The following is a 23,800-nucleotide window of genomic DNA, read 5'->3' as shown; positions in this document are numbered from 1 at the left end:
AAGTTTGATGAAGGTGTGAATGTCGTTTTCATGCTTTTAAAACTAACAAGGAGCAGAGCCGAAAACAACCCTACTCCTTGTACAATTTGATATCTCAGTGTTGGCACGCTTTGCCAGCACTGGGTCAAATCTGGATATACATGGCGATGACCAGTGCTGCGCCAAATAGGCTACCCGATACAAACGCACACAATACCGCTTTATTCTGTTTGCTTCTCATCCTTTACTTCTCGACTTTAGAGCACGTAGAGCAACGCTGATTGCTCCGCTCTTATACTAAGTTGAACAGTGATAAATCCTTTCCGGTGAATCGATACGCCAAACAATCTTCGGTTCACTCTGTTGCACACAGCGTTACGATTTTTGGCGAAAACTTAAACCACTTAGTCCAAGAAGTGTGATGGCGTTAGAACAAGTTCAATGAAAGCCGACAAGGTTTACAGAGACGTGTCTATTAAAAACAGCCAGATTAATTGTGCAAAAAGGCATAGATTCGAAGCAATTAGCAACCGGATGTCACCGTTTCAAAACTCGGTTCTGAGCCTTCTCCCGATGCTTGGGTGTAAAGGAAATAGCATTGGCCATTCTCTAATGCATCAGCGTTTTGAGCAAAACCAATGTAGAGTTTGTTCTTGCCCGGCGCCTCTGGATCAGACACCACCAAATCCCCATCGAGGTTCACCATTTCTTCGACCGAAACGTTGTCTAAATGCCCCCAAACCATCAAAGGTTCGCCATCGTCTTGCACGCCATTTTTGTTCAAATCTAAAAAGGTATTATCTGTTGCCGTGGAGCCAATCGATACGCCATAACCAAGCTGATACTTGGCATTGGCAATTTGGTTGGCGTTCACCACAGCGCCTCTTACGCCTTCAATCACTGCCGCTCTCGCATCGCCCTGAATATTCAAAAAACGTGGCGCGGCCGTCACGGCTAATATCCCAAGAATCACGATAACCACGACTAATTCAATTAAGGTGAAACCCTTTGCTGTTCTCATTTAAAAGCCCTGTATTTGTTGCTTAGGGCACATGTTAGAGCGGTGAAATGAGATTACTATTGGCCAACATTGGATTGGGAAATCTTACGTCGGGTTCGAGAACAATCTGACAAAGTGACGAGAGATTAGCAACGTTTTGAGGTTCATTTTCTCGCATGAGACTAAGCTTGCGGAAATCACCCAATTCCCCCTTTGTCTTCGAAAAGAATTACTGGGATCCAACGTCAATATTGAGCATTAAATACGGTTAAGTTATTGAAGAATGACACTGATCATCTTTTGAACAAAATCCCGAAATATAACGTAAAACCGCAAGGGCGAAATACGCAACCTGTAACTAAACTTTGGGAACACTAACCCCAGTTAGGGAGCAAGAGATGAGCGACAAAAACAATCACTCCAAATGTCCTGTCATGCATGGAGCGAATACCAACCAACAGGCAGCTGAATTCAATTGGTGGCCGAAAACCCTCAACCTCGACATTCTTCATCAACACGACCAAAAAACCGACCCAATGGGCGCGGATTTTAACTATGCCGATGCTTTTAACTCTCTCGATTTAGAGGAAGTGAAAAAAGACCTAAAAGATCTGATGACTGACAGCCAAGATTGGTGGCCAGCAGACTGGGGGCATTACGGTGGCTTGATGATTCGTATGGCGTGGCACTCTGCGGGTACTTATAGAATTGCAGATGGTCGCGGTGGCGCAAGCCGAGGGAATCAGCGTTTTGCTCCACTTAACAGTTGGCCAGATAACGGCAACCTAGACAAAGCACGCCGCCTACTTTGGCCAATCAAAAGAAAATACGGCAACAAATTGTCTTGGGCTGATTTGATGATTCTTGCTGGTAACATGGCTTATGAATCCATGGGCTTTAAGACGTTTGGTTTTGCTGGCGGTCGCGAAGACATTTGGCATCCTGAAAAAGACATCTACTGGGGCGCAGAAAAAGAGTGGTTACAACCAAGTGGCGGCGAGAACAATCGTTACTCTGGTGAACGCGATCTAGAAAACCCACTTGCAGCCGTAATGATGGGTCTGATTTACGTAAATCCTGAAGGGGTCGATGGCAAACCTGACCCAATCAAAACTGCACACGATATGCGTGTCACCTTTGCGCGTATGGCAATGAACGATGAAGAAACCGTAGCGCTCACCGCAGGTGGTCACACTGTGGGTAAAGCACACGGTAATGGTGATGCTTCCCTACTCGGCCCTGAACCCGAAGGCGCAGAAATCGAAGACCAAGGCTTTGGTTGGCTCAATAAAACCTCTCGCGGCATAGGACGTGATACCGTCACCAGTGGCGTGGAAGGTGCGTGGACCACTAACCCAACCAAATGGGATAACGGCTACTTCCACTTGTTGTTTACTTACGACTGGTGGGTTACTAAGAGCCCAGCGGGTGCTGCCCAGTGGGAGCCAGTAAACATCAAAGAAGAAGACATGCCGGTGGATGTGGAAGACCCAAGCATCCGTCGCAACCCAATGATGACCGATGCGGATATGGCACTTAAGTTTGATCCGGAATACCGCAAGATTGCAGAGCGTTTCCGTGATGATCCTAAGTACTTCGAAGATTGCTTCGCCCGCGCTTGGTTTAAGCTGACTCACCGCGATCTAGGCCCTAAATCTCGTTACCTCGGCCCTGATGTGCCAGCAGAAGATTTGATTTGGCAAGATCCCGTGCCGCCTGTCTCTTACCACCTATCTGAAGAGAACATCGACGCGCTCAAGATGGCGATTCTCAATAGTGAGTTGAGCATAGCCGAGCTGGTTTCTACCGCATGGGACAGCGCTCGTACTTACCGTGGCTCTGACCGTCGCGGCGGTGCCAATGGCGCACGTATTCGTCTTGCTCCGCAAAAAGATTGGGTGGGTAACGAGCCAGAAAGATTGCAGAAAGTGTTGAGCGTGCTCGACGATATTCGCACCACACACAACTCGCCAATTAGTATGGCGGATTTAATTGTGCTTGCGGGTGGCGTAGGTATCGAGAAAGCGGCATCCAACGCAGGTATGAATGTCTCTGTACCATTTAGCCAAGGACGCGGGGATGCAACGGACGCTATGACCGATGCCGATTCGTTCGATGTGCTTGAACCAATTCACGATGGCTTCCGCAACTGGCTGAAATCCGATTACGTCGTAACGGCCGAAGAGCTGTTATTGGAAAGAAGCCAATTGATGCAACTGACCGCTGTCGAGATGACGGTGCTCATTGGTGGTATGCGTGTTCTTAGCACCAATTATGGTGGTACAAGCCAAGGTGTATTCACCGATAACGTCGGCGCACTGACCAACGATTTCTTCGTTAACCTCACTGATATGAGCTACACATGGCATCCAATCGGTGATAACGAGTACGAAATCCGCGAACGCGCTTCTGGCCAAACCAAATGGACAGCGTCACGTGTCGACTTGGTGTTCGGTTCCAACTCAGTACTGCGCTCTTACGCTGAGGTTTACGCTCAGGACGATAACAAAGAGAAGTTTGTCCAAGACTTTGTCGCAGCTTGGGTGAAAGTGATGAACAACGATCGCTTCGATCTATAACACTTTCCCAGACGCAGACAAACATAGATACCGATAGACATAGATACCCAAAAACTTAGTAACCAACTAAAAATCCCTACCACGTGGTAGGGATTTTTTTAGCAAGAAGTCTAATTTCGGGCTTATTTGCCGTTTAACTTCAGGACAGAGAAGGTCGCACTGCTGTAATCGCCGTTCTTCTTATCCGTCTCGAAATCTCCCGTTCCTTCACAGCCTGTCGCCCAGAAGTTATCGCCAGTTTTCACGCTACATTGTCCGTAAGCGCCCGCTTTAAAGTAGAACCACTCGTTCGCATAACCTTTCGCGAAGTCTTTCTTATCCACTTTTCCATAGGCGTCGACGTTATTGCTCAAGTCGAGTTCATACTTCACGGTTGGGTGGCCTTCGGCTTCGAACGCAAGCTGCATCATGTTGCCTTCGACTTTTACGCTGTAGCTGAACTCTTCACCAAGTGCGATGCCTTTGTCTCCCGGCTCGGTGTTGTTTTCCCATGTATTACCCCATACTGGATAAGCGATGTCTGTACGATCAGGATCCGCTTTCGCTAGATTGCGTTCGTATGTCCAGAACACCGATCCCACCTTATGGTTTGGCCATTTCTTGTAGAAGATTTTTAGTGGTTCATTGCCGTGTCCAAACCCTGTGTTCGCCTCTAACTGAGCCGGATCTTTGCCTGCATGAATCTGCCCTACCACGACGGAATACGCTGGGTATTTTTCTGGATTCTTAGAGCGCGTAGCAACGTGGTTTACTTTTAACGTCGCTTCTAATGTTCCTCCTACTGCGCTGAATGATTCCGCTTGAGGATGCGCAGCAATCGGCCAGTTGTTTTCTGGCGCTTTCACGCTGATATCCACATCAGTGCCTCGCCCCATTTGGCGCAGCTCAGAACGCGCATTCGTTGAGCCCTTTGTTGTCACGGCCATGTTCGGTACTTCAAAGACCATATTGTCGTTTTCATCTAAGAAGAAAAATTGGTGATGGGAGTAGCTGAGCATCGCCACGCCTTCGATTTCATCCGCTCGACCGTTGTTGTCTTTGTCCATTGGCAAGGTGATTTTCCAGTTCATCATGTCGAACTTATCCGCTGGCACTGGATGAGGTGTCTGATTATGAGCCAAAGCGGTCATTGGTAACGTAGTCAGTAAGGTGGCAGCGAGGAGATTCTTGTTCAGTCTTTTGTTATTACACATGGATTTGGATTTCCTTATTTATGTATTATTGTCGTACATATTAATCATTAATCCAGAGATTAAACCGAACGGAAAATCGGGTGTGTAAAATCGCTCACAGTTTGATCATCGCAAGTTCTACTTGGATCAAACTTTAAGAAAAAGTGATAGATAAAAGCAGGTTATTTAAACCAAACACTCAGCAGTAAACTATAGAGACAAAAAAGCCCTCATCGTTGAGGGCTCTTTACTAGACGAAAAATCAAAATAAAAACGACAAATTAATCATACATAAGCTTCTCAGCTTTCTTAAGATCAAACTCGTTGAGTGATTTACGCGCCAAGTGCCTAAATGGCAGTGCTTTCACTATTTCTTCAAATGGCATAACGGCGAACGCCCAAAAGAAAGAGAGATCCCAATGCAGAATGATCAACGCACACAATGGGATGGACACAATCCACTGGCCAGTAAAGTTGATCTTGAAGACTTCTGTGGTCTTGCCCAACGCGCGTAACACGTGACCGTGTACCGTGTTATAGCCACGAACAATCGGCAGAAAGACGTATAACGGCGCGATAGAAGCAAGGGCAACGTAAGTGCTTGGATCTAGATCTGGGTATAAATCCGGTAGCACAAAACTTAAGGCTAAGAAGAACGCCGCAGAGACAAATGAGATCATCACTGCCATGTCGATGCTGATATCAACATTCTTACGCAGCTCATCCATTTGACGTGAACCAATCGCTTGGCTGATCGTGATCGCCGACGAATGCGCCCACGCCGTGATGAACTGAGTCCCTGCTTTGATCCAAGGCATTACGATGGTCATTGCTACGTACGCATTCAATGTCAGCTGTGAGTACAACAACATGTAGATAGTCGCGCCGGTTTGCAACATGGTTACGTTTGCCGCAACGGGGAAAATCTCTTTGAAGTGATTCAGCGTGTTAGCCTTCAGTGACGCATCTAGGTTCTTAATCGACAAGACGATGGAATCATCCCATCGAATACAAAGCGTTAAGTACAGCAATCGAATGGTGATGGCGATTAAGCTGCCTGCAGCCGCACCTTGCACACCAATGCCCTCAAAACCAGCAAAGCCATGAATCAAAACGTACGACATTGCCATGTTGACGGGCAGCTCAATCAAATACCCTTTGAACGGCACTTTGGTTCGGCCAAGTGCATTAAACAAGGCGATCATGACTTGGGTAATCGCGTTGAAGATGATGATGAACTTGGCGACAGCGAGGTAACGTTCGGTTTCAGCATACAGAGCAACGTTGTCGGTCAACTTACTGATCAACGCTTTGTCGAAGGCGGTAATCAGTGTCCAAAACACAACCGCGACCAAAACGTTGATAATTAAGCCCGCCCAGAAACCTTTGTTCAGCGACAGGTGTTGCCCAGATCCAACTGCACGACTGAGTACCAACTGTGAGCCGTTCGCCAACGCCATTTGGATACCTAAAACAAAGGAGACGATGGTGGTAGCAATACCCATGGCAGCAAGGGAAACTTCACCGAGTGGTGAGACAAGGAAGGTGTCGATCATTAACATCGACTGCATTAATAATGCGTTCAAGGCCAATGGCCAAGCAAGGGACAGATTTTTTCTTATATAGGGTTGGGAAGACATGGTAGACCTTTCGGAGTTGTCACAAGCGCAACTAGCAAGCCAGCCGTTGCCGCTAAACGTTGGCCTTGCCCTATCCTTTCACCGTTAGGGCAAAGCCAAATACACGTTGATTCATCAACCGTTGACGACCTGAGCCAGTTTTTGGTTTTCGTCGTTAAGCAATGTATGCGACGCGATGCGAGCTTGGTCCCCATCCCCCGCCATAATGGCATCGTAAATCGCACGATGCTCTTCAATACAGAATCGACCGCCTTCAGCTGAATGATCGATAAACTGCTTGAAGATGGTCGACAAAATATTGCTAAACGGAATGTAGAATTGATTGCCTGTTGCAAGGAATATTGTCTGGTGGAACAAGTGGTCGTTGACCGTCCAATCGTCATAATCGAAACGATTGGCTGCCATGGTCATACGCTGAAAAATGACCGACAATTCTTTGCGTTGCTCTGCTGTTGCGTTATTCGCCGCTAAGGCACAAGCCTCTGGTTCAATCGCTTTACGCAGCCCCAAAAACTGAGCCAGAAACGGCTCGGTATCTTCTAAATCTTGAATCCACTCCAAGAGTTGAGGGTCGAGAAAATGCCAATGGTTGCGCGCACGAATCGTCGTCCCCACTTTCGGCTTTGACTCGATTAACCCTTTTGCTGAGAGCAGTTTGGTTGACTCGCGTAATGCTGTGCGACTCACGCCAAACGCGTCACAGAGATCCATCTCATTGGGTAGCTTTTCATTTTGGTTTAGCTCACCTGACAGTATTTTGCGGGCGATTTGTCTGGCAACTTGCACATGGATCTTGCGGTGTGAATCCTCCACAAGAGAAAACTTTGCCATTTGACGCTCCTTATAATTATGCTTCCAGTGCCATAGCACTTGATAAATGATCAAAAAAAGCCAGACGAAGCTGGCTTTTTGAGGTCAGTGTATTCGTCTGAAACGAAATAGGTCAGCGCTTATGGCGCCATTTGTCCGCCGTTTACATCCAGCACTTGGCCAGTGATGTAACCAGAACATGCGTGTGAAGCGAAGAAAGCAAACGTTGGTGCTACTTCTTCGATTCGACCGAAGCGACCCATAGGGATACCGCTTGCGATTGCTGCTTTCAACTCGTCAGATTTACCATCGTGGAATGCGGTGTCGATAGTGCCTGGAGAAACGATGTTGAAACGGATGTTGTCTTTAGTGAACTCTTTCACCCAGTTACGATGAATGTCGTGTAACCACGCTTTTGATGCCGCGTAGATACCAGCACCAACACCGCCGCCTTCACGAGCTGCGATAGAGCCAGTGCTGATCACACATGCTGTCTCACCAGACTCCGCTGCAGATGCACGTAGGTGCGGGATTGAATATTTGGTTGTCATCAACGCAGAACGAGCGTTCAGATCCATCACGCGGTTGTAGAACTCATCATCGATGTTTTCTAGATTCTCACGACCGCCAAGACCACCAGCGTTGTTGATTAGCACGTCCATGCCACCGAAATGATCGGTAAATTCCTTAACCAGTTTTTCGCAATCTGCGGTCACCATAAGGTTCGCTTGGAAAAACTTAACATCGCCACCAAGTGCGGTTAGCTCAGTCACTGCTGCATCTGCGTCAGGACCGGTTTGATGACTGTTAATGCCGATTTTCGCGCCGTATTTTGCGAACACGCGTGCCGCCGCTAGGCCCATACCTGACGTAGAACCAGTGATAAGTACGCGCTTACCTTTCAAATCGTTAAACATGACGGTTTACCTATGTTAGTTATTCGTGCTTTCAAAATAAATCATACAATAAGATCTTTCGGTCGCAAGCGTATTTGCGCCCAATTGAGCGAGATCCGGCAAAATTCGTCAGTTTTGCGTTGCATTTGTGGTTTGGGTCACAACAAGTAGGATTTTAAAGCTATTATTTGTATGAATAATTTAACAACTTGATAGCGATAAAAACGATGTTGAAGAAGCAGTCAAGTCAACGCAATCATTGATTGTGTCTAGTGAAAACACGCGTTATGTGAACCTTCTTATATTACGTTCACATCTGCTTGGTGGGTGGGGGCAAGAGTGCTATAGTACGGCTTAAATAATACATATTTAGTAATTAAGTGAAGATTATGTCTGGCGAATTTCATTCTATCTCAGGCTCTAAGCGAAGCCTTCATGTGCAAGTAGCGCGTGAAATCGCACGTGGTATTTTGTCTGGTAAGCTCCCTCAGGGCTCTATCCTACCTGGCGAAATGGTTCTTTGTGAGCAATTTGGCATCAGCCGTACTGCACTACGTGAAGCAGTGAAATTGCTAACGTCGAAAGGCCTACTTGAGTCGCGTCCTAAAGTTGGTACTCGCGTCATCAACCGCGCTTACTGGAACTTCTTAGATCCTCAACTGATTGAATGGATGGACGGTCTTGCTGATACTGACCAGTTCTGTGGTCAATTCCTTGGTTTACGCCGTGCGATCGAGCCAGAGGCATGTGCACTTGCTGCTATCCACGCGACTGCGGAACAACGTATTGAATTATCTGAAACTTTCCAACAGATGGTCGACGTTGCAGAGGCGGAAGAGTTTGATCATGAAAAATGGATGGAAGTGGATACACGCTTCCACAGCCTGATTTTCAATGCAACAGGTAACGACTTCTACCTACCATTCGGCAATATCCTGACGACGATGTTCGTTAACTTTATTGCGCACTCTTCGGAAGAAGGCAGCACTTGTATCAAAGAACACCGTCAGATTTACGATGCAATCATGGCAGGTAACTCTGACAAAGCGCGCCAAGCATCAGCGAATCACTTATTAGACTCTAAGCACCGCTTAGCGCCAGTAAAATAAGCTCAGCGACAAACCATTGAAAGCACGCGTCCTTCGCGTGCTTTTTTGTCTCTACTCCCCTCTTGCTTTAGCCAGAATCTTCTCTGTCCTCACAAAAAACTTCTTATTCAGTGATACTTTGATTAAATTTAGATATATAATAATACAAATTAAATTTATTAAAGTGCTGCGTTATGACTGAATCTTTGCTGCCAAACATCCTGCAATTTATTGGGCAAGTCGACCCATTCGACAAGATCCCAAAACCCGCTTTACGTGAACTCGCATCGCACGTGCAGATTACTTACCTTGGCAAAGGTGAAGTCATTGACCAATGCGTGACAGGCCAAGAAAAGTCACTCTACATCATACGAACAGGCTCCATGGAGCAAAGAAAGTCCGATGGTGTGCTACGAGCGAAACTGGGGCCAGAAGACATCTTCGGTTTCACCTTTCTTGGCAGCCAAATCGACAGCACGAAGGGCTACCGTGCCATCGCAATTGAGAACTCACTGGTTTATGTGATTCCCAACTCGGCGCTTAAAAAGCTATTCGAAACCCACCCTGAATGTGCAGAGCACTTTGCTTCTCAAGCGCAAGTTCGTTTGAAATCTGCGCTGGATGTGGTGTGGTCAAACAAAGAGAAAGGCTTGTTCATTCGCCGAGTTGGTGAGGTTGCCAGCGGTCGTGTTGCTGTGGTGACTGCCGACCAGTCAATTCAAACCGTTGCAAACGAGATGTTGACCAAATGCTCTCCTTGCGCCGTGGTTTACGAGAACGACAAAATCGTAGGCTTGATTACCGACCGCGATATGACCAAGCGTGTTATCGCACAAGGGGTAAGCACTGACCGCCCGATTTCTGAAGTGATGACGCACGATCCGCAAACCATCAAACCGGATGATCTCGTCTTGCATGCCGCATCGATGATGATGCAGCACAATATTCGCAACCTGCCATTAGTGGAAAACAACAAGGTCGTCGGCGTGCTGACTACGACACACCTTGTGCAAAACCACCGTGTACAAGCCATCTTCTTGATCGAGAAAATCAAATACGCAGGCAGCGTGAAATCCCTGTCGAGCTTTACCCCAGAGCGCCAAGCGATCTTTGAAGCCTTGGTGGATGGGCACGTCTCACCAGAAGTCATCGGTAAAGTGATGACGATGATCATGGATGCCTACACGCGCCGTTTGATTCAAATCGCGATTGATAAGCTTGGTCCGCCACCATGCAAGTTCTCATGGATTGTGGCAGGCTCTCACGCTCGTAACGAAGTCCACATGTTGTCGGATCAAGACAGCGCGATTGTCCTTGCTGACCACGCGACAGAGAACGACCGAATTTACTTTAAACACCTTGCTATGATCGTCAGTAACGGCCTTGCAAGCTGTGATTACCCTTTGTGTCCTGGCAAGTTTATGGCGGCAACGCCAAAGTGGTGCCAACCTCTTAGCGTTTGGAAAAAGTACTACAAGAAATGGGTGGCCAACCCAGAGTACGAGCGCTTGCTAAACATCAGCGTGTTCTTGGAAATTCGTACCCTTTACGGCAATAAAGATTACGAGCTCATCTTGCGAGATGAACTGCATACCAACATTCGCAGCAATCGTGAGTTCCTCTCCATGCTTGTGAACGATGCGGTGAACACCAACCCACCGTTGGGTATCTTCAACAGTTTGGTTTTGGAGAAGTCAGGGGAGAACAAGAAGACGCTCGATGTGAAGAAATACGCCATCAATCTGATCATCGATTTGGCACGCATTTACGGTTTGGCGGTAGAGTGCGACTTAACGGCAACCGACGAGCGTTTCAAAGCCGCGAATGAAGCGGGCGTATTAAGTGAAGATGCGTACAAGAACATTTTGAATGCCTACCAGTTCATCTTGTCGTTCCGTTTTGCTCATCAGTTAGAAGCGCTGAAACGCGGTGAAGAGCCAAATAACCACATCGACCCAAATACGTTCGGTAGCTTTGAACGCCAACACCTGAAAGACGCCTTCCGAATTATTGCTGACTTGCAAGAAGCGGCGAAAGTGCGCTTTGGGAGCCGTTAATGAAGCGAATCTTAGAACACTTTCATCCTTGCTCGCGTCTGAATCGAAAGCGCGAGCAATACGTTAAACAGACAACCATGCCAGATCACATTAAAGCGCTGGTTCAAACGCCACGTCTGGAAGCGGCGCAATTTGCACAAGACGCCAATTACATTGTGCTGGATTTGGAAACGACCGGCTTAGACAGCGAAGAAGATTTGATTTTGTCGATCGGTTGGGTAGACATTGCGAATGGCAAAGTGGATCTGGCCACCAGCCAGCACATGTACATCAATAGCGATTCGCAAATCAAACCAGAAACCGCGGTGATCAACCATATTACGCCGCAAATGCTCTCAGAAGGCGTTTCTATCCATGATGCCATGCGTGCGTTTTTCCATGCTGCCGAAGGCAAGATCTTGGTCGCTCACGCGTGTGTGGTCGAAACCCAGTTCATCAATCAATATCTACATCGGGTGTTTAAACTCAGCGAACCGCCTTTGGTTTGGCTCGACACCATGTGCATTGAAAAGCATCTACAGAAAGCGATTAATCCTCGTGACGAAATTGATGTCACTCTCTCTGGCACCCGCGCCCGTTATGGCTTGCCTGAGTACAACGGGCACAATGCGTTAGCGGATGCGGTCGCGACAGCAGAGCTGTTGTTGGCACAAAAAACTCGCATTACTCCTCAAGGAAAAACCACCATCGGTACCCTTTATCGATTGAGTCTCTAACTCTCTAACCATTCCAATATGAAAAAATCTGATGTCTCTAGCGCCATCTTCCTTTTGGTGGCGGCGAACTTGGTTGCGTCTCTTTCCGACGTTTCCCTCAAAATGCTTAATGGCGAAGTCCCCACTTTTCAATACGTCTTTATTCGCCAATTAATCAGTCTGGTGTTGCTGTTACCCCTTTGGCTTCGTTTGGATAAACGAGAGCGTCAAATGGGATGCGATTGGATCACCTTCTGGCGTGCGCAATTGATTCTGATAGGCAGTGCCAGCGCTATGGTAGCGATCACGCATCTGCCATTGGCGACAGCGAATGCGATTTTTTATGTCGGTCCACTATTGGTGCTGCCGCTGTCGGTTATCTTCCTTAAAGAAAAGCCCTCCAAAGGTAAGATTTTCGGTACTTTAATTGGCTTTGGTGGCGTCTTAATTGTGCTTCGTCCCGAACATTTCCATTGGGCTGCAATCATTGCGCTCGGCAGTGCGCTTGCCATCGGTGTGGGCAACATCCTTATTCGTCGTATGCCACAAGAGCAGCCTTTGGTGTGCACCTTGTTTTGGACAACGTTAATGACATTACCAGTCGCTCTATTGCTCGCCTACCCTCAATGGCAAGCCATTACCTGGCAACACCTGATGTGGATTGTCGCGATTAACTTGTTTGTGCTTGCTTATCATGCCTTGGTGGTCAAAGCGTTTAAGCGTGCTCCTGCGAGCCAGATTGCACTGGCTGAGTATTCCGGACTGGCGTTTGTAACACTGTTTGGCGTGATGTGGTTTGATGAAATACCCGACCTATTTACCGCGCTCGGTATCGTCCTGATTGTACTGCCGATGATGCCGCTCAATTGGCAGCGTTTATTGGGGAACAAACGTCGAGTAGAGACTGCGCAAGAAGTGTCTTAATCGTCTCAAGCAATGCAATAAATACTCAAGAGGAGCACAGCGCTCCTCTTTTTTATTGTGCTTAAGCTATCTTGCGAATACCTGTGCCACTAACACTTTTCTCGTTAGTAATAGAGCTTAATAGTCTCGAGTTTGTATGGTGGATGAAGGTAAGGTTCGAGTTCACTACGACGATTGTTGAGTCTCTCTAGCAACTTGTAGGCAATAAAGTAATGGTTAATGTTACTGACGTAGCGTATCGGCTCAAGTCCGATGTATTGCCGCGTCACCACTTCCACATTGCCGAACCAGACATTAGGGTCATACCCTTTTTCTTTGGCGATTCTTCTCATCTTCCTCATGTTACCCGGCCCTGCATTGTAAGCGGCAAGACAGAAATAAATGATGTCGTTTTCGCTGATGTTGTCATCGTTAAAGAAGTATTTCCTTAGGTAGTTCATGTATTTCACGCCAGCATGAATGTTTGGTTCTTCTTCATAAATGTTCGAGATATTTACCGCTCTATCCCGTGCGGTTGTGGGCAAGATTTGCATAATCCCAACCGCTCCCATATGAGAGATCACATTCTGGTTCAAACCGGACTCTTGAAAACCTTGGGCCAACATCAATAGATGGTTAAACTGATACTCTTGTGAATAGAGATAGAAGATATCCAACAACTCTCTAGAACGAACTGCGTTGTCTCTATTAAGAAACTTTCTCAACCATTTGTCGTTTTCGAGATACCTTTCATTAACCACATTGCCGAACAAAGTTCCTATGCGAACTTCCTTGATGAACTTGTTCACCGCCTCTTCTAATTGAGGCGAATCTTGTCGTATTCCCCATCCAATCTGTGCATTTTCTCTGATGGTGATTTGATTATGAAACGCCACGCCGGGAAAGATATTTCCCCACATCCCCGTCTTGTGCCGGTCAAGTACGGTGATATCGATAATGCCCGCACTGACCATTTCTAAGACCTCATAATCTTGCATGATCTCATCAAGAAATAAGATATTAATCAGCGGTTTGTTTTGTATCGTGAAGTAGTTATTTACCTTGGTTAAGCTCTTATGATAACTCGAGCTTTCTCTCACCCAAACATCCAGCCCACTTAAATCATCCACAGTTTTGATGTCCGAGTATCTGGTGTTGGTAACAATGATTTCTGAGACGTTTTCTCGTACCGGATCGCTAAACGCAATCAGCTCTTTGCGCTCATTGGTAATGGTTAGATTCGCGATAATGACGTCACCATAACCGGCAATCAGTTTGGGGATGAGTTCGTTTCTTGCGACCGGAATAACCTGAATGTTGATCGCCTTTTTGTTCTTCCTTAAATAGCGTTCAAATTCATAAATAAGCTCAGAGATAATGCCTTTCGGCTTACCATTTTGGATGTAGTAAAAACCCAGATCAGCAGACACCAAAATACGAACGGCTTTCTTTTCCTTAAGGGTCTCTAAGTCACCTACGTAGGGGTCAGACTTTAAAGGAGACAGTTCCAATGCGGCACTGGTATGAGAGAAAGACCAAAGACACAAGACGATGCAAAGTATTTTACCCACCATGAGCTTATCCATTCGCCAAATCATTAATGATAATTTTAGCAATAAAAGCTCAAGGGCATGTCTTAGGTCTGAGCCTGGCCTTGTTCGAGAAATAAAAATAGCCCGCTTCGGGGGCGGGCTATTGGAAAGAATCTTAATTTATTTGTAGCTTGGATTAGAAGCTGTACGTTACACCAACACGGCTACGTAGCTGACGTGATGTTTTATCATCACAAGAGCTGTTACATTGAACGTTACCGAATTCTACGTATGGACGCCAATCCCAACCTTTCTCTTTGTAGCCTAGTTTAAAGTTGTAGTCCCATTCGTACTTGCCGTCGCGGTTACCTAGCTTCCACTCATCGCTGAAGAAATCTTCTTTGTAGTTTGCTTCAAAACCAAATTGCCAAGCGTTCCAGTTGTAATCGATGTTACCTGTGATTTTACTCGCGTTTAGTGAGTCGTGTTGTTTGCCGTCTAGACCTGTTGATGTTTTACCAGATGCGTAGTTACGGAACTCGTGACGGTAGCGAAGCTTGGTTGTGATACCAGAATCGAATTTGTATTGAACACGAACCTGAGGTTTGTACGTTACAGCTTCATCACCAAAGGTAATTGGCATCGATGTGGTTACACGCCAGTTGTTGTCAAATTTGAAGTGGTAGCCGTATTCGAATTCGCTATCACCACGCTGAAGCTCGCTTAAGTTACCTGTGTGCTTCATTTCAACGCCGTAGTAGTGGTTACCTGTGCTGCCACCAATTTTGATACGACCTGCCCACTGCTCTGAATCGTGTTTGTATTCTTCACGGAAGTCTAGTGACGCGGCTGAAATGCTACCTGCAAAAAGGGTTGTCGCGATCGCTAAAGCAATTTGTTTTTTAGATGTCATAGTAATGTTCCACTGTAAATAAATTGTATTTCAAAGTGGCGACGCGCATACACGCCGCCCTTTTCAGGGTTTTATTGTTTTGGGTAAAGCAATTCGATATCGCGCTGAGCCCAAACTTCTGCCAAGTTCTTCTTCACTGTGAAGCGGCTAAAGTCAGTTTCGGTTGCCAGTTTCACCCACTCAGGTTTCTCCATCGCCACACCTGCTTTTAGGTAAATCGGTGTCATGCGCTCTACGCGGCGTGGATTGTCTTTCGCGGTGTATGGCCAGTCAGACGCAGGATCTTGATAAGTCGCCATTAGCTGAATACCTTGCGCTAATGAGCCACCTTTCTTGTTTTGGTAGTGCCATAGGTCGATGCCCACTTTGTCACCGATTTGAGCGATGCCGACCAATGGATCTAAGCTGAAGTAGTGGTAGTGGTATGCGCGAGTACGTTCGATTTCATGAGGCTGAGAGCCGTCTTTTTCGAACTGAGTGTCTACGCGCATCTTGCCTTTTTGAACCATCTGTTTTGCGAGAGGTTCATTACCTAAGAAGTAAGCAATACTCGCGACTTGGAAGTCATACCATGTACCGTGGTTGTTTGCCGCAGCAGCTTCGCCTTTCGGGCCACCTGATAGGTCATCAATAATCAACCAATCTAGGTATTCGCCGTACCATTGCGTGATTTGCTGTTCGTCTTTATCCGTCCAAGCAGGAGAAAGTGAAAGGATGGCGATCGAATCCAGCATGCGATCGGCCAGAGTACGTGTATCAATAATGCCGCCACGACGACCTTCTGCACGACCAGGTACGCCCTGACCGTAATTCACGTTCGGGTTCATCTTAGTTTCATCATTCATGAACCAAGTACGAACGTATTCGATACCTTGTTTTGCGTATTTCTCGTCTTGGCTGAAGTAATAAGCCAATGCTAATGCGCGAACAGAACGAGTGAAGTGACCAATACGTTTAGAATCTGTTTCAGCTGTTTTCGATGCAGGGTTGGTTTTGCCATCGTGACGAACCCAAGGAAGGCCATCTTCTTTCGATTCATCTGGCCACCAGTACGGGCTGATGCTCATGTAATCGTTTTTGCTACCGCTTGGTGGCGTCATACCTTTCGCTGTTACCGTAAACGGGCCATCTTTCATCGCCAGTTCTGCTTCTTCAATTAGACGGTCGTACGCGTCTTTCATTGAATCGCTCGCTTTATCGGACTGTAAAACAGCGCGGTTTTGTTCAAGCGTTGCTTCATCAAGGAACACAAAGTCTGCAGCAAGAGTGTTAGCACTGAAAAGAATGGCGCTGAGGCAGGTTGCTAGATGTAGAGGTCGTAGGGGTTTCATTATTATCGGCCTTATATCTTGAGTTAAAATACTACAAATATAGTACCTAGCCGATGTTGAGCGTTCTGTGAATTAGATCTAATTGTATGATTTATCCACGCTATCAAACTTTGTTACAACCACCAAAGTTTACATTAACTTATTGATATTAAATATATTACCGATATTTACGGCTCATTAATTGTCTTAATATTTAGGCTAAAAATGTGCTCTACCGCATATTTTTGCACCAAATGAGTTCGCTTTTATTTGTCATACAATATAATCATTTCAGGTTTTTGAGACACAGAACATCAAATTGCTATTGACGCGCACTTTTTCGCTCTGTCCTTTTCTATATAGAGTCCAATAACAGGTTAAGCATCGCTTGGTTATAGAGACGAAATGAGAAAGGCCGAGGCTATATAAGCAGAGGTCACTTATGTCAGGCTGAGACATAAGTGGGTAGAAGAATTAAGTAAGTAGAAGAAATAGCGAATAGAAGCAAAGTACAGCGAACAAGATGGATGCGACCAGTGAAACTTTCGACATTGAAGAATACTGTTTTGTCATCCCTACTCGCTGTTGCTCAAGTCTTGATGGTTCTAAGCAGCTTGTTGTTGCTTCCAACAGTTGTGGTTCTCATTGGACTTAAATGGCTGTAGCAGTTTGTCTTTTGTAACAGACACTTATAGAGACAAATCAACAGCTTGGTTTCGCTATCAATAGGTAGCAAGCCAAGGAAAACGCTTAATTGGTTATGACTAATTGAGTCTTTAGGAGTAGTTACTTAAGTGGGAAATGTTTAATACCAATCGGCATAAGAAAAGCACCGAGATCGATCAGACGAGGATGATGACTTGTGTCGATTGGTATAGTTGCTCCCATATCATAACAACACTTTACAGAGCCTAGCTTTGTTGAACTTTGCAATGATTGTCGAAGATCTTACAGCGTAACGTGCTTAGCAGCGATGAGAGATATACCCCTCGAGTATCTTTCAGCTACATCCAGAACCTCGTTTCACTGTTCTATTGCAATCCAACAGAGCCCTTGGCTCAGACGGTATCAATACCGTTTTTCGCCCACGCATTACAGGCATGTCGTGGGCGTTTTTTTATCTTCAATAGTCATACAAATCTGACAATACTTCACACCTTCTTACGCCGTTATAAACCTTATTAACTAAGGCTATAAACGCTATTGAACCAATCGAGTGCACGTCAAAGTCATTGATAACTTGTCGTGATATTGACTTGGTGCACCCTTCCCCTTTTGAGTGCAATGTCAATATCCGATCACGATCACTTGTATGATTATTGAAATGACCCATTCCGGATCATTCGTCACGCTTTTGAGTTATTGTACTACAAATAAGCAAACTGATAGTTAGTATTGCCTCAAGACATTAAATAACGATCAAAAGGTCTAAAGATGGAACTCAATACCCTTATTGTAGGCATCTACTTTCTATTCTTAATTGCAATAGGTTGGATGTTCAGAACGTTTACCAATACGACTAGTGACTATTTCCGAGGCGGCGGCAACATGCTTTGGTGGATGGTTGGTGCAACGGCCTTCATGACGCAGTTCTCTGCATGGACGTTTACTGGTGCTGCTGGTAAAGCTTATAACGATGGTTTCGCGGTTGCGGTTATCTTCCTAGCAAACGCATTCGGTTACTTCATGAACTTTGCGTATTTCGCACCAAAGTTCCGTCAGCTACGTGTAGTAACGGTAATTGAAGCGATTCGTATGCGTTTCGGCACCACGAACGAACAAGTCTTTACTTGGTCTTCCATGCCAAACAGTGTGGTATCTGCTGGTGTTTGGTTGAACGCACTGGCGATCATCGCTTCTGGTATTTTCGGCTTTGATATGACAGCAACCATCTGGATTACCGGTTTGGTGGTACTGATGATGTCAGTAACGGGTGGCTCTTGGGCAGTTATCGCGTCTGACTTCATGCAGATGGTGATCATCATGGCGGTAACGGTAACTTGTGCAGTTGTTGCGATCGTTCAAGGCGGCGGCATTACTGAAGTCATCAGTAACTTCCCTGTCGCAGAGGGCGGCTCTTTCGTCTCTGGTAACAACCTGAACTACCTAAGCATCTTTAGCATTTGGGCGTTCTTCATCTTTGTTAAGCAGTTCTCTATTACTAACAACATGTTGAACTCTTACCGCTACCTTGCAGCAAAAGACTCGAAAAACGCGAAGAAAGCGGCATTGCTAGCATGTGTTCTAATGCTAGGCGGTGTATTCATTTGGTTCATGCCTTCTTGGTACATTGCGGGTCAAGGCGTAGACCTATCAGCGGCTTACCCAGATGCAGGCAGCAAAGCAGGCGACTTCGCTTACCTTTACTTCGTACAAGAGTACATGCCAGCGGGTATGGTTGGCCTTCTCGTAGCAGCAATGTTTGCCGCGACCATGTCTTCAATGGACTCAGGTCTAAACCGCAACTCTGGTATCTTCGTTAAGAACTTCTACGAACCAGTGATTCGCCGTGGCCAAGCATCAGAGAAAGAGCTGGTAACGGTATCGAAAATTACCTCAACGGTATTTGGTATTGCCATCATCCTGGTTGCGCAGTTTATCAACTCACTAAAAGGCCTTAGCCTGTTCGACACCATGATGTACGTTGGTGCCTTGATCGGCTTCCCAATGACCATCCCTGCATTCCTAGGCTTCTTTATTAAGAAAACGCCAGACTGGGCTGGTTGGGGTACGCTGATTGTCGGTGGTCTTGTCTCTTACGTTGTTGGTTTCGTTATCACTGCTGACATGGTTTCTTCAGCATTCGGTCTTGAACAGCTTACTGGCCGTGAATGGTCAGACGTTAAAGTCGCGATTGGTCTAGTTGGCCACATTACGCTAACGGGTGGCTTCTTCGTTCTATCAACGCTGTTCTACAAGCCTCTAAGTGAGAAACGTCAAGCAGACGTAGATAAGTTCTTCGACAACCTATCAACACCACTTGTTGCTGAATCTGCAGAACAGAAAGTTCTTGATAACAAGCAACGTCAAATGCTTGGCAAACTCATCGCAGTCGCTGGTGTAGGCGTAATGCTGATGGCTCTACTGCCAAACCCAATGTGGGGACGCTTAGTCTTCATCTTGTGTGGTGCCATTGTTGGTGGCGTTGGTCTACTACTTGTTAAAGCGGTTGACGACAACGGTACTCAAACCCAACAAGCGGTAACCGAAAGCTAAATCTACTTTATGAAGCGGTTGTACACAGCCGCTTCATTCTTCCCTTATCACTCAGGTCTATTTGTTTACTTTTTTGTTAAGTCCGTTGCGGTTGAGACATTAAATAACCAGCGAATTTAACAAAGAAATAATCATACAAAATAAGCAAAATGTATAACCAAAGTTTCTTGTTGAAACGATAAGCGAATGTAATCAACGGGATTCCATACTGACAAAACTCATCATAAGTTATTGAATAATCGATTTTAAGTTCGCAACCATCAATTCGTGTGGATAGAAGCAGAAGAATGTACTGGGTCAAGCAGATTTCCAGTATTAATCACCTCATCACACAATTGAATTATTGTAGTACAAATAAATAATCGAACGGATAATATATCTGGCAGAAATCAATGACTATGAGAAGGTCGAAAAATGGAACTCAATACCCTGATTGTTGGCATCTATTTCCTATTCCTCATTGCGATAGGCTGGATGTTTAGAACATTTACAAGCACCACCAGTGACTACTTCCGCGGGGGCGGCAACATGCTGTGGTGGATGGTAGGCGCAACGGCGTTTATGACCCAGTTCAGTGCTTGGACATTTACTGGTGCGGCCGGTAAAGCGTACACCGATGGCTTCGCTGTAGCGACTATCTTCTTAGCTAATGCGTTCGGTTACTTGATGAACTACCTGTACTTCGCACCGAAATTCCGTCAGCTGCGCGTTATCACGCCGATTGATGCGATTCGCATGCGCTTTGGTCGCTTTAACGAGCAAGTATTCACTTGGTCTGGCATGCCAAGCAGCGTGATTTCTGCGGGTATCTGGTTGAATGGTTTGGCGATCATCGCATCGGGCATTTTCGGCTTCGATATGACAACCACCATTTGGATCACGGGTTTAGTGGTGCTGATGATGTCCGTAACGGGCGGCTCTTGGGCGGTTATCGCATCTGACTTTATGCAGATGGTCATCATCATGGCAGTAACGGTAACGTGTGCTGTGGTTGCGGTAGTAAAAGGCGGCGGTATTACAGAAATCATTGCGAACTTCCCTGTTCAAGAAAACGGGTCTTTCGTAACCGGTAACAACCTGAACTACCTCAGTATTTTTGGTATCTGGGCAGTGTTCATTTTCTTAAAGCAGTTCTCTATCAACAACAACATGTTGAACTGTCACCGTTACCTAGCGGCAAAAGACTCTAAGAATGCGAAAAAAGCTGCGCTACTTGCGTGTGTACTAATGACAGTGGGCGTATTGATTTGGTTTACCCCTTCTTGGTTCATTGCAAGCCAAGGTGTTGACCTATCAGCGCATTACCCAGAAGCGGGCTCTAAAGCGGGTGATTTTGCTTACTTGTACTTTGTTGAGCAATACATGCCAGCGGGCATGGTTGGTCTACTGATTTCAGCGATGTTTGCAGCGACGATGTCGTCAATGGACTCAGGTTTGAACCGTAACTCAGGCATCTTCGTGATGAACTTCTACTTGCCGATTCTGCGCCCGAATGCGACAGAAAAAGAGCTGATGATCGTATCGAAAATCACCTCTACCTTCTTCGGCATCGCGATCATATTGATTGCTCTGTTCATCAACTCGCTAAAAGGTCTGAGCCTGTTCGACACCATGATGTACGTTGGCGCGTTGATTGGTTTCCCAATGACGATTCCTGCGTTCTGTGGCTTCTTTATCAAGAGAACACCGGACTGGGCTGGCTGGGGCACATTGGTGGTAGGTGGCATCGTGTCTTACACGGTTGGTTTTGTCATCACACCGGAAATGATTCAAAACTGGTTTGATCTTCAGCCTCTAACAGGTCGTGAATGGTCAGATCTAAAAGTTGCGGTTGGTTTGATTGGTCACTTGGTGTTTACCGCAGGCTTCTTTGCTCTGTCGACACTGTTCTACAAACCGCTTGAAGAGAAACGCCAACAAGACGTTGACCGCTTCTTCAATAACTTAGCAACACCGTTGGTTTCTGACTCAACGGAACAGAAAAAACTGGATAACAAACAACGCCAAATGTTGGGTTCGTTGATTGCCGTGTCTGGTGTGGGTGTGATGGTGATGTTCTTACTGCCTAACCCATTCTGGGGACGCATGATTTTCGTGTTCTGTGGTGTGATTGTTCTTGGCGTCGGCGTGGCGCTGATGAGAGCAGTCGATGGCAACGCAGAGCGCGCTTCTGAGGGGACTCCGATAACGGAGAACTCATAACGAGAAACAAGCGGTTGAGTATTCAACCGCTTTTTGTGCTTCTACAAAGAGATACATTATGAAAAAAACAATGCTTGCTGGCGTGGTTGCCGCGTCCATTTCTGCCCTAACCCTAGTAGGTTGTAACACTTCACCTTCTCAAACGACGGAAGCTGCGGCTCCCGCTGTTGTTGAAACCGCAGTGAATGACATCACTCGCGATTACTTGCTTGCTACGGATCGCTTAAACACAGTGGATGGCAGCGCACTTGAGGCGCAATCAGCAGACGCTGTGCAAGCATTGAAACAACAGATGGAGAATGCCGAAGACGGTACAACAATTACGATTCCTGCGGGTAAATACGCGGATCTTGATATCGTCACGGTGAAAGCCAACGACATTACCATCAAGGCGGAGCAACCTGGCAGCGTTTGGCTAACGGGTTTGGCTCAGCTTCGCCTTGAAGGTAACAACATCACTGTCGACGGTTTGGTATTTACCGAAGGCGGCCCTGCTGAACGTTTCGGCGGCGTGCGTATGATGGGTAACAACAACACTTTGCAAAACTCTACGTTCTACTACTTCAACCACGCTTACGAATACCAACCGGACGAACGTCGCTCTGAATACCCGAAATACTTGTGGGTTTCACTTTGGGGTAAAGATGGCAAAGTGATCAATAACCGTTTTGAAGGTAAGCAAAAGCGCGGCACGTTAATTGGCGTACAAAAAGACGACACACCAGATAACCACCTTATTGCTAACAACATTTTCTTGGACCAAAAACCAAACCAATTCAATGAATTCGACATCAAAGAAGCGATTCGCTACAACGGCAACAGCTGGGAAGCGATTCGAATTGGTGACTCTAAATCGTCTCAATGGGCATCAAATTCTAAGTTCACCAACAACCTGATGATTGATATGGATGGTGAGCGTGAGCTGATTTCGATTAAGTCAGGCGGCAATGAAATATCTGGCAACACCATCTTTGAAAGTGCCTCTCTGATTTCTCTTCGTCACGGTAAAGCGAACGTGGTGAAAGACAACGTGATTCTAGGTAACGAAAAACTGCTGACTGGCGGTATGCGTATTTACGATGAAGACCACGTGATTGAGAACAACTACATCACTGGCACGCGAGGTCGTGATGGCAAGATTGAAGGCAATGCAGATCTGCGCGGCGGCATCGTGATCAATACCGGCATCATTGATGTAGCAAACGGCGAAAAGCTTGACCAAGCAGTAAAAGGCAAAGAGCTCAACAAACAATGGACACCAAAGAACATCACCATTCGTAACAACACCCTTGTAGATACGGAATGGGGCATTGTCTACGGCAACCAAACGCACCGTGTTAGCCTGTTCAACAACAGTGAAGTGAAGAACATTTTCGCTGGCGTGGATGTTCACTTTGACAGCAACGTGGTTGATAACCACCAGCAAGAGCAATTCGTCAGCGTACGCGCGACAGAAGAGTTGCCGTTGGTGAATCCTACCTACAACAACGAAGTTTACGTCGGCACGGTGACTAACGCAGAACAAATTGCTTCTTACTCGGTAGAGCTACCAAAAAGCGAACAAGTGAAAGGCTTTACTCAATACCAAGGCGTTGGTGCAGATACGAGCAAGCTGTCTGTAGTAACGGCGGAAACAGCAGGGCCTGATTACCTCCTTTCAAACGCTCAAAAGTAATTCTGCTTTAGAGTTTGCTTCCAGTCTGGTGATACAAGCCAGACTGGTTTTCCTCTCCTTTCACCAGTAACCCCACAATAACTGAAGAAAATTTCACCACCCTACTGTCTCCCAAGATTGAGTTGTGGTTTAA

At 46.2% G+C, this 23,800-nt stretch carries 16 protein-coding genes; 8 read left to right on the top strand and 8 right to left on the bottom strand.

Features of this window, described 5'->3' with window-relative positions:
• Positions 1 to 502: 502 nt before the first annotated feature.
• Positions 503 to 1,000 carry a type II secretion system protein gene (locus ATB78_RS05525; protein WP_061008045.1) on the bottom strand — a complete coding sequence of 166 codons (498 nt, stop codon included), beginning with the start codon at positions 998 to 1,000 and terminating at the stop codon, positions 503 to 505.
• Positions 1,001 to 1,377: 377 nt separating this feature from the next.
• On the opposite strand from ATB78_RS05525, the gene katG reads away from it, so the two are divergent.
• Positions 1,378 to 3,558 carry a catalase/peroxidase HPI gene (gene katG / locus ATB78_RS05520; RefSeq protein ID WP_061008044.1) on the top strand — a complete coding sequence of 727 codons (2,181 nt, stop codon included), beginning with the start codon at positions 1,378 to 1,380 and terminating at the stop codon, positions 3,556 to 3,558.
• A gap of 122 nt (positions 3,559 to 3,680) precedes the next feature.
• On the opposite strand, the gene ATB78_RS05515 is transcribed toward katG, so the two are convergent.
• The 4 genes from ATB78_RS05515 to ATB78_RS05500 all read right to left on the bottom strand — a co-directional run bounded on the left by ATB78_RS05515 (position 3,681) and on the right by ATB78_RS05500 (position 8,097).
• Positions 3,681 to 4,751, bottom strand: a complete 1,071-nt coding sequence (locus ATB78_RS05515; protein ID WP_061008043.1) for a polysaccharide lyase family 7 protein — start codon at positions 4,749 to 4,751, stop codon at positions 3,681 to 3,683.
• Positions 4,752 to 5,011: 260 nt separating this feature from the next.
• Positions 5,012 to 6,370, bottom strand: coding sequence for an MATE family efflux transporter (locus ATB78_RS05510; RefSeq protein WP_005437109.1), 1,359 nt, complete (start codon positions 6,368 to 6,370; stop codon positions 5,012 to 5,014).
• A gap of 114 nt (positions 6,371 to 6,484) precedes the next feature.
• The gene (locus ATB78_RS05505) at positions 6,485 to 7,201 is read right to left on the bottom strand and encodes a FadR/GntR family transcriptional regulator (protein WP_061008042.1); all 717 of its coding nucleotides are present in this window, start codon (positions 7,199 to 7,201) and stop codon (positions 6,485 to 6,487) included.
• Between the two features lie 119 nt (positions 7,202 to 7,320).
• Positions 7,321 to 8,097: an SDR family NAD(P)-dependent oxidoreductase gene (locus ATB78_RS05500; RefSeq protein WP_005437107.1), complete on the bottom strand. Its 777-nt coding sequence runs from the start codon at positions 8,095 to 8,097 to the stop codon at positions 7,321 to 7,323.
• A gap of 368 nt (positions 8,098 to 8,465) precedes the next feature.
• Between ATB78_RS05500 and ATB78_RS05495 the strand changes: the two genes are divergently transcribed.
• The 4 genes from ATB78_RS05495 (at position 8,466) to ATB78_RS05480 (ending at position 12,840) form a co-directional block, all read left to right on the top strand.
• A complete protein-coding gene (locus ATB78_RS05495) occupies positions 8,466 to 9,185 on the top strand; it encodes a FadR/GntR family transcriptional regulator (RefSeq protein WP_005437106.1) in 720 nt (239 codons plus the stop codon).
• A gap of 173 nt (positions 9,186 to 9,358) precedes the next feature.
• Positions 9,359 to 11,221 carry a putative nucleotidyltransferase substrate binding domain-containing protein gene (locus ATB78_RS05490; RefSeq protein ID WP_005437104.1) on the top strand — a complete coding sequence of 621 codons (1,863 nt, stop codon included), beginning with the start codon at positions 9,359 to 9,361 and terminating at the stop codon, positions 11,219 to 11,221.
• Positions 11,221 to 11,937: a 3'-5' exonuclease gene (locus tag ATB78_RS05485; protein ID WP_061008041.1), complete on the top strand. Its 717-nt coding sequence runs from the start codon at positions 11,221 to 11,223 to the stop codon at positions 11,935 to 11,937. The genes ATB78_RS05490 and ATB78_RS05485 overlap by 1 nt, the downstream gene beginning before the upstream one ends.
• A gap of 18 nt (positions 11,938 to 11,955) precedes the next feature.
• A complete protein-coding gene (locus ATB78_RS05480; protein ID WP_054822777.1) occupies positions 11,956 to 12,840 on the top strand; it encodes a DMT family transporter in 885 nt (294 codons plus the stop codon).
• Between the two features lie 104 nt (positions 12,841 to 12,944).
• On the opposite strand, the gene ATB78_RS05475 is transcribed toward ATB78_RS05480, so the two are convergent.
• The 3 genes from ATB78_RS05475 to ATB78_RS05465 all read right to left on the bottom strand — a co-directional run bounded on the left by ATB78_RS05475 (position 12,945) and on the right by ATB78_RS05465 (position 16,595).
• Positions 12,945 to 14,393, bottom strand: coding sequence for a lytic transglycosylase F (locus ATB78_RS05475; protein ID WP_061008215.1), 1,449 nt, complete (start codon positions 14,391 to 14,393; stop codon positions 12,945 to 12,947).
• A gap of 154 nt (positions 14,394 to 14,547) precedes the next feature.
• Positions 14,548 to 15,264, bottom strand: coding sequence for an oligogalacturonate-specific porin KdgM family protein (locus tag ATB78_RS05470; protein WP_005437091.1), 717 nt, complete (start codon positions 15,262 to 15,264; stop codon positions 14,548 to 14,550).
• A gap of 71 nt (positions 15,265 to 15,335) precedes the next feature.
• Positions 15,336 to 16,595 carry an alginate lyase family protein gene (locus ATB78_RS05465; protein WP_005437089.1) on the bottom strand — a complete coding sequence of 420 codons (1,260 nt, stop codon included), beginning with the start codon at positions 16,593 to 16,595 and terminating at the stop codon, positions 15,336 to 15,338.
• 1,413 nt (positions 16,596 to 18,008) lie between these two features.
• On the opposite strand from ATB78_RS05465, the gene ATB78_RS05460 reads away from it, so the two are divergent.
• The 3 genes from ATB78_RS05460 to ATB78_RS05450 all read left to right on the top strand — a co-directional run bounded on the left by ATB78_RS05460 (position 18,009) and on the right by ATB78_RS05450 (position 23,667).
• Complete coding sequence (locus ATB78_RS05460) at positions 18,009 to 19,790, top strand: transporter (RefSeq protein ID WP_005437088.1); 1,782 nt, start codon at positions 18,009 to 18,011, stop codon at positions 19,788 to 19,790.
• A 414-nt stretch (positions 19,791 to 20,204) separates the two neighbouring features.
• Complete coding sequence (locus ATB78_RS05455) at positions 20,205 to 21,992, top strand: transporter (RefSeq protein ID WP_061008040.1); 1,788 nt, start codon at positions 20,205 to 20,207, stop codon at positions 21,990 to 21,992.
• Between the two features lie 58 nt (positions 21,993 to 22,050).
• Entirely contained in the window at positions 22,051 to 23,667 is a 1,617-nt protein-coding gene (locus ATB78_RS05450) for a polysaccharide lyase 6 family protein (protein WP_061008039.1), read from the top strand.
• The last annotated feature ends 133 nt before the right edge of the window (positions 23,668 to 23,800 follow it).

The sequence above is a fragment of the Vibrio sp. CUB2 genome (genome assembly GCF_001557945.1).
GTDB lineage: Bacteria > Pseudomonadota > Gammaproteobacteria > Enterobacterales > Vibrionaceae > Vibrio > Vibrio owensii.
Note: the sequence above shows the minus strand (reverse complement) of the source record. Positions and strands in the feature narration are given on the sequence as shown.

What these genes read in the sequence shown, in the direction of transcription:
- ATB78_RS05505 (WP_061008042.1), bottom strand. Translation starts at nt 7,201, where the DNA reads ATGGCAAAGTTTTCTCTTGTGGAGGATTCACACCGCAAGATCCATGTG.
- ATB78_RS05485 (WP_061008041.1), top strand. Translation starts at nt 11,221, where the DNA reads ATGAAGCGAATCTTAGAACACTTTCATCCTTGCTCGCGTCTGAATCGA.
- ATB78_RS05490 (WP_005437104.1), top strand. Translation starts at nt 9,359, where the DNA reads ATGACTGAATCTTTGCTGCCAAACATCCTGCAATTTATTGGGCAAGTC.
- ATB78_RS05455 (WP_061008040.1), top strand. Translation starts at nt 20,205, where the DNA reads ATGGAACTCAATACCCTGATTGTTGGCATCTATTTCCTATTCCTCATT.
- ATB78_RS05500 (WP_005437107.1), bottom strand. Translation starts at nt 8,097, where the DNA reads ATGTTTAACGATTTGAAAGGTAAGCGCGTACTTATCACTGGTTCTACG.
- ATB78_RS05460 (WP_005437088.1), top strand. Translation starts at nt 18,009, where the DNA reads ATGGAACTCAATACCCTTATTGTAGGCATCTACTTTCTATTCTTAATT.
- ATB78_RS05470 (WP_005437091.1), bottom strand. Translation starts at nt 15,264, where the DNA reads ATGACATCTAAAAAACAAATTGCTTTAGCGATCGCGACAACCCTTTTT.
- ATB78_RS05480 (WP_054822777.1), top strand. Translation starts at nt 11,956, where the DNA reads ATGAAAAAATCTGATGTCTCTAGCGCCATCTTCCTTTTGGTGGCGGCG.
- katG (WP_061008044.1), top strand. Translation starts at nt 1,378, where the DNA reads ATGAGCGACAAAAACAATCACTCCAAATGTCCTGTCATGCATGGAGCG.
- ATB78_RS05510 (WP_005437109.1), bottom strand. Translation starts at nt 6,370, where the DNA reads ATGTCTTCCCAACCCTATATAAGAAAAAATCTGTCCCTTGCTTGGCCA.
- ATB78_RS05465 (WP_005437089.1), bottom strand. Translation starts at nt 16,595, where the DNA reads ATGAAACCCCTACGACCTCTACATCTAGCAACCTGCCTCAGCGCCATT.
- ATB78_RS05450 (WP_061008039.1), top strand. Translation starts at nt 22,051, where the DNA reads ATGAAAAAAACAATGCTTGCTGGCGTGGTTGCCGCGTCCATTTCTGCC.
- ATB78_RS05475 (WP_061008215.1), bottom strand. Translation starts at nt 14,393, where the DNA reads ATGGTGGGTAAAATACTTTGCATCGTCTTGTGTCTTTGGTCTTTCTCT.
- ATB78_RS05525 (WP_061008045.1), bottom strand. Translation starts at nt 1,000, where the DNA reads ATGAGAACAGCAAAGGGTTTCACCTTAATTGAATTAGTCGTGGTTATC.
- ATB78_RS05495 (WP_005437106.1), top strand. Translation starts at nt 8,466, where the DNA reads ATGTCTGGCGAATTTCATTCTATCTCAGGCTCTAAGCGAAGCCTTCAT.
- ATB78_RS05515 (WP_061008043.1), bottom strand. Translation starts at nt 4,751, where the DNA reads ATGTGTAATAACAAAAGACTGAACAAGAATCTCCTCGCTGCCACCTTA.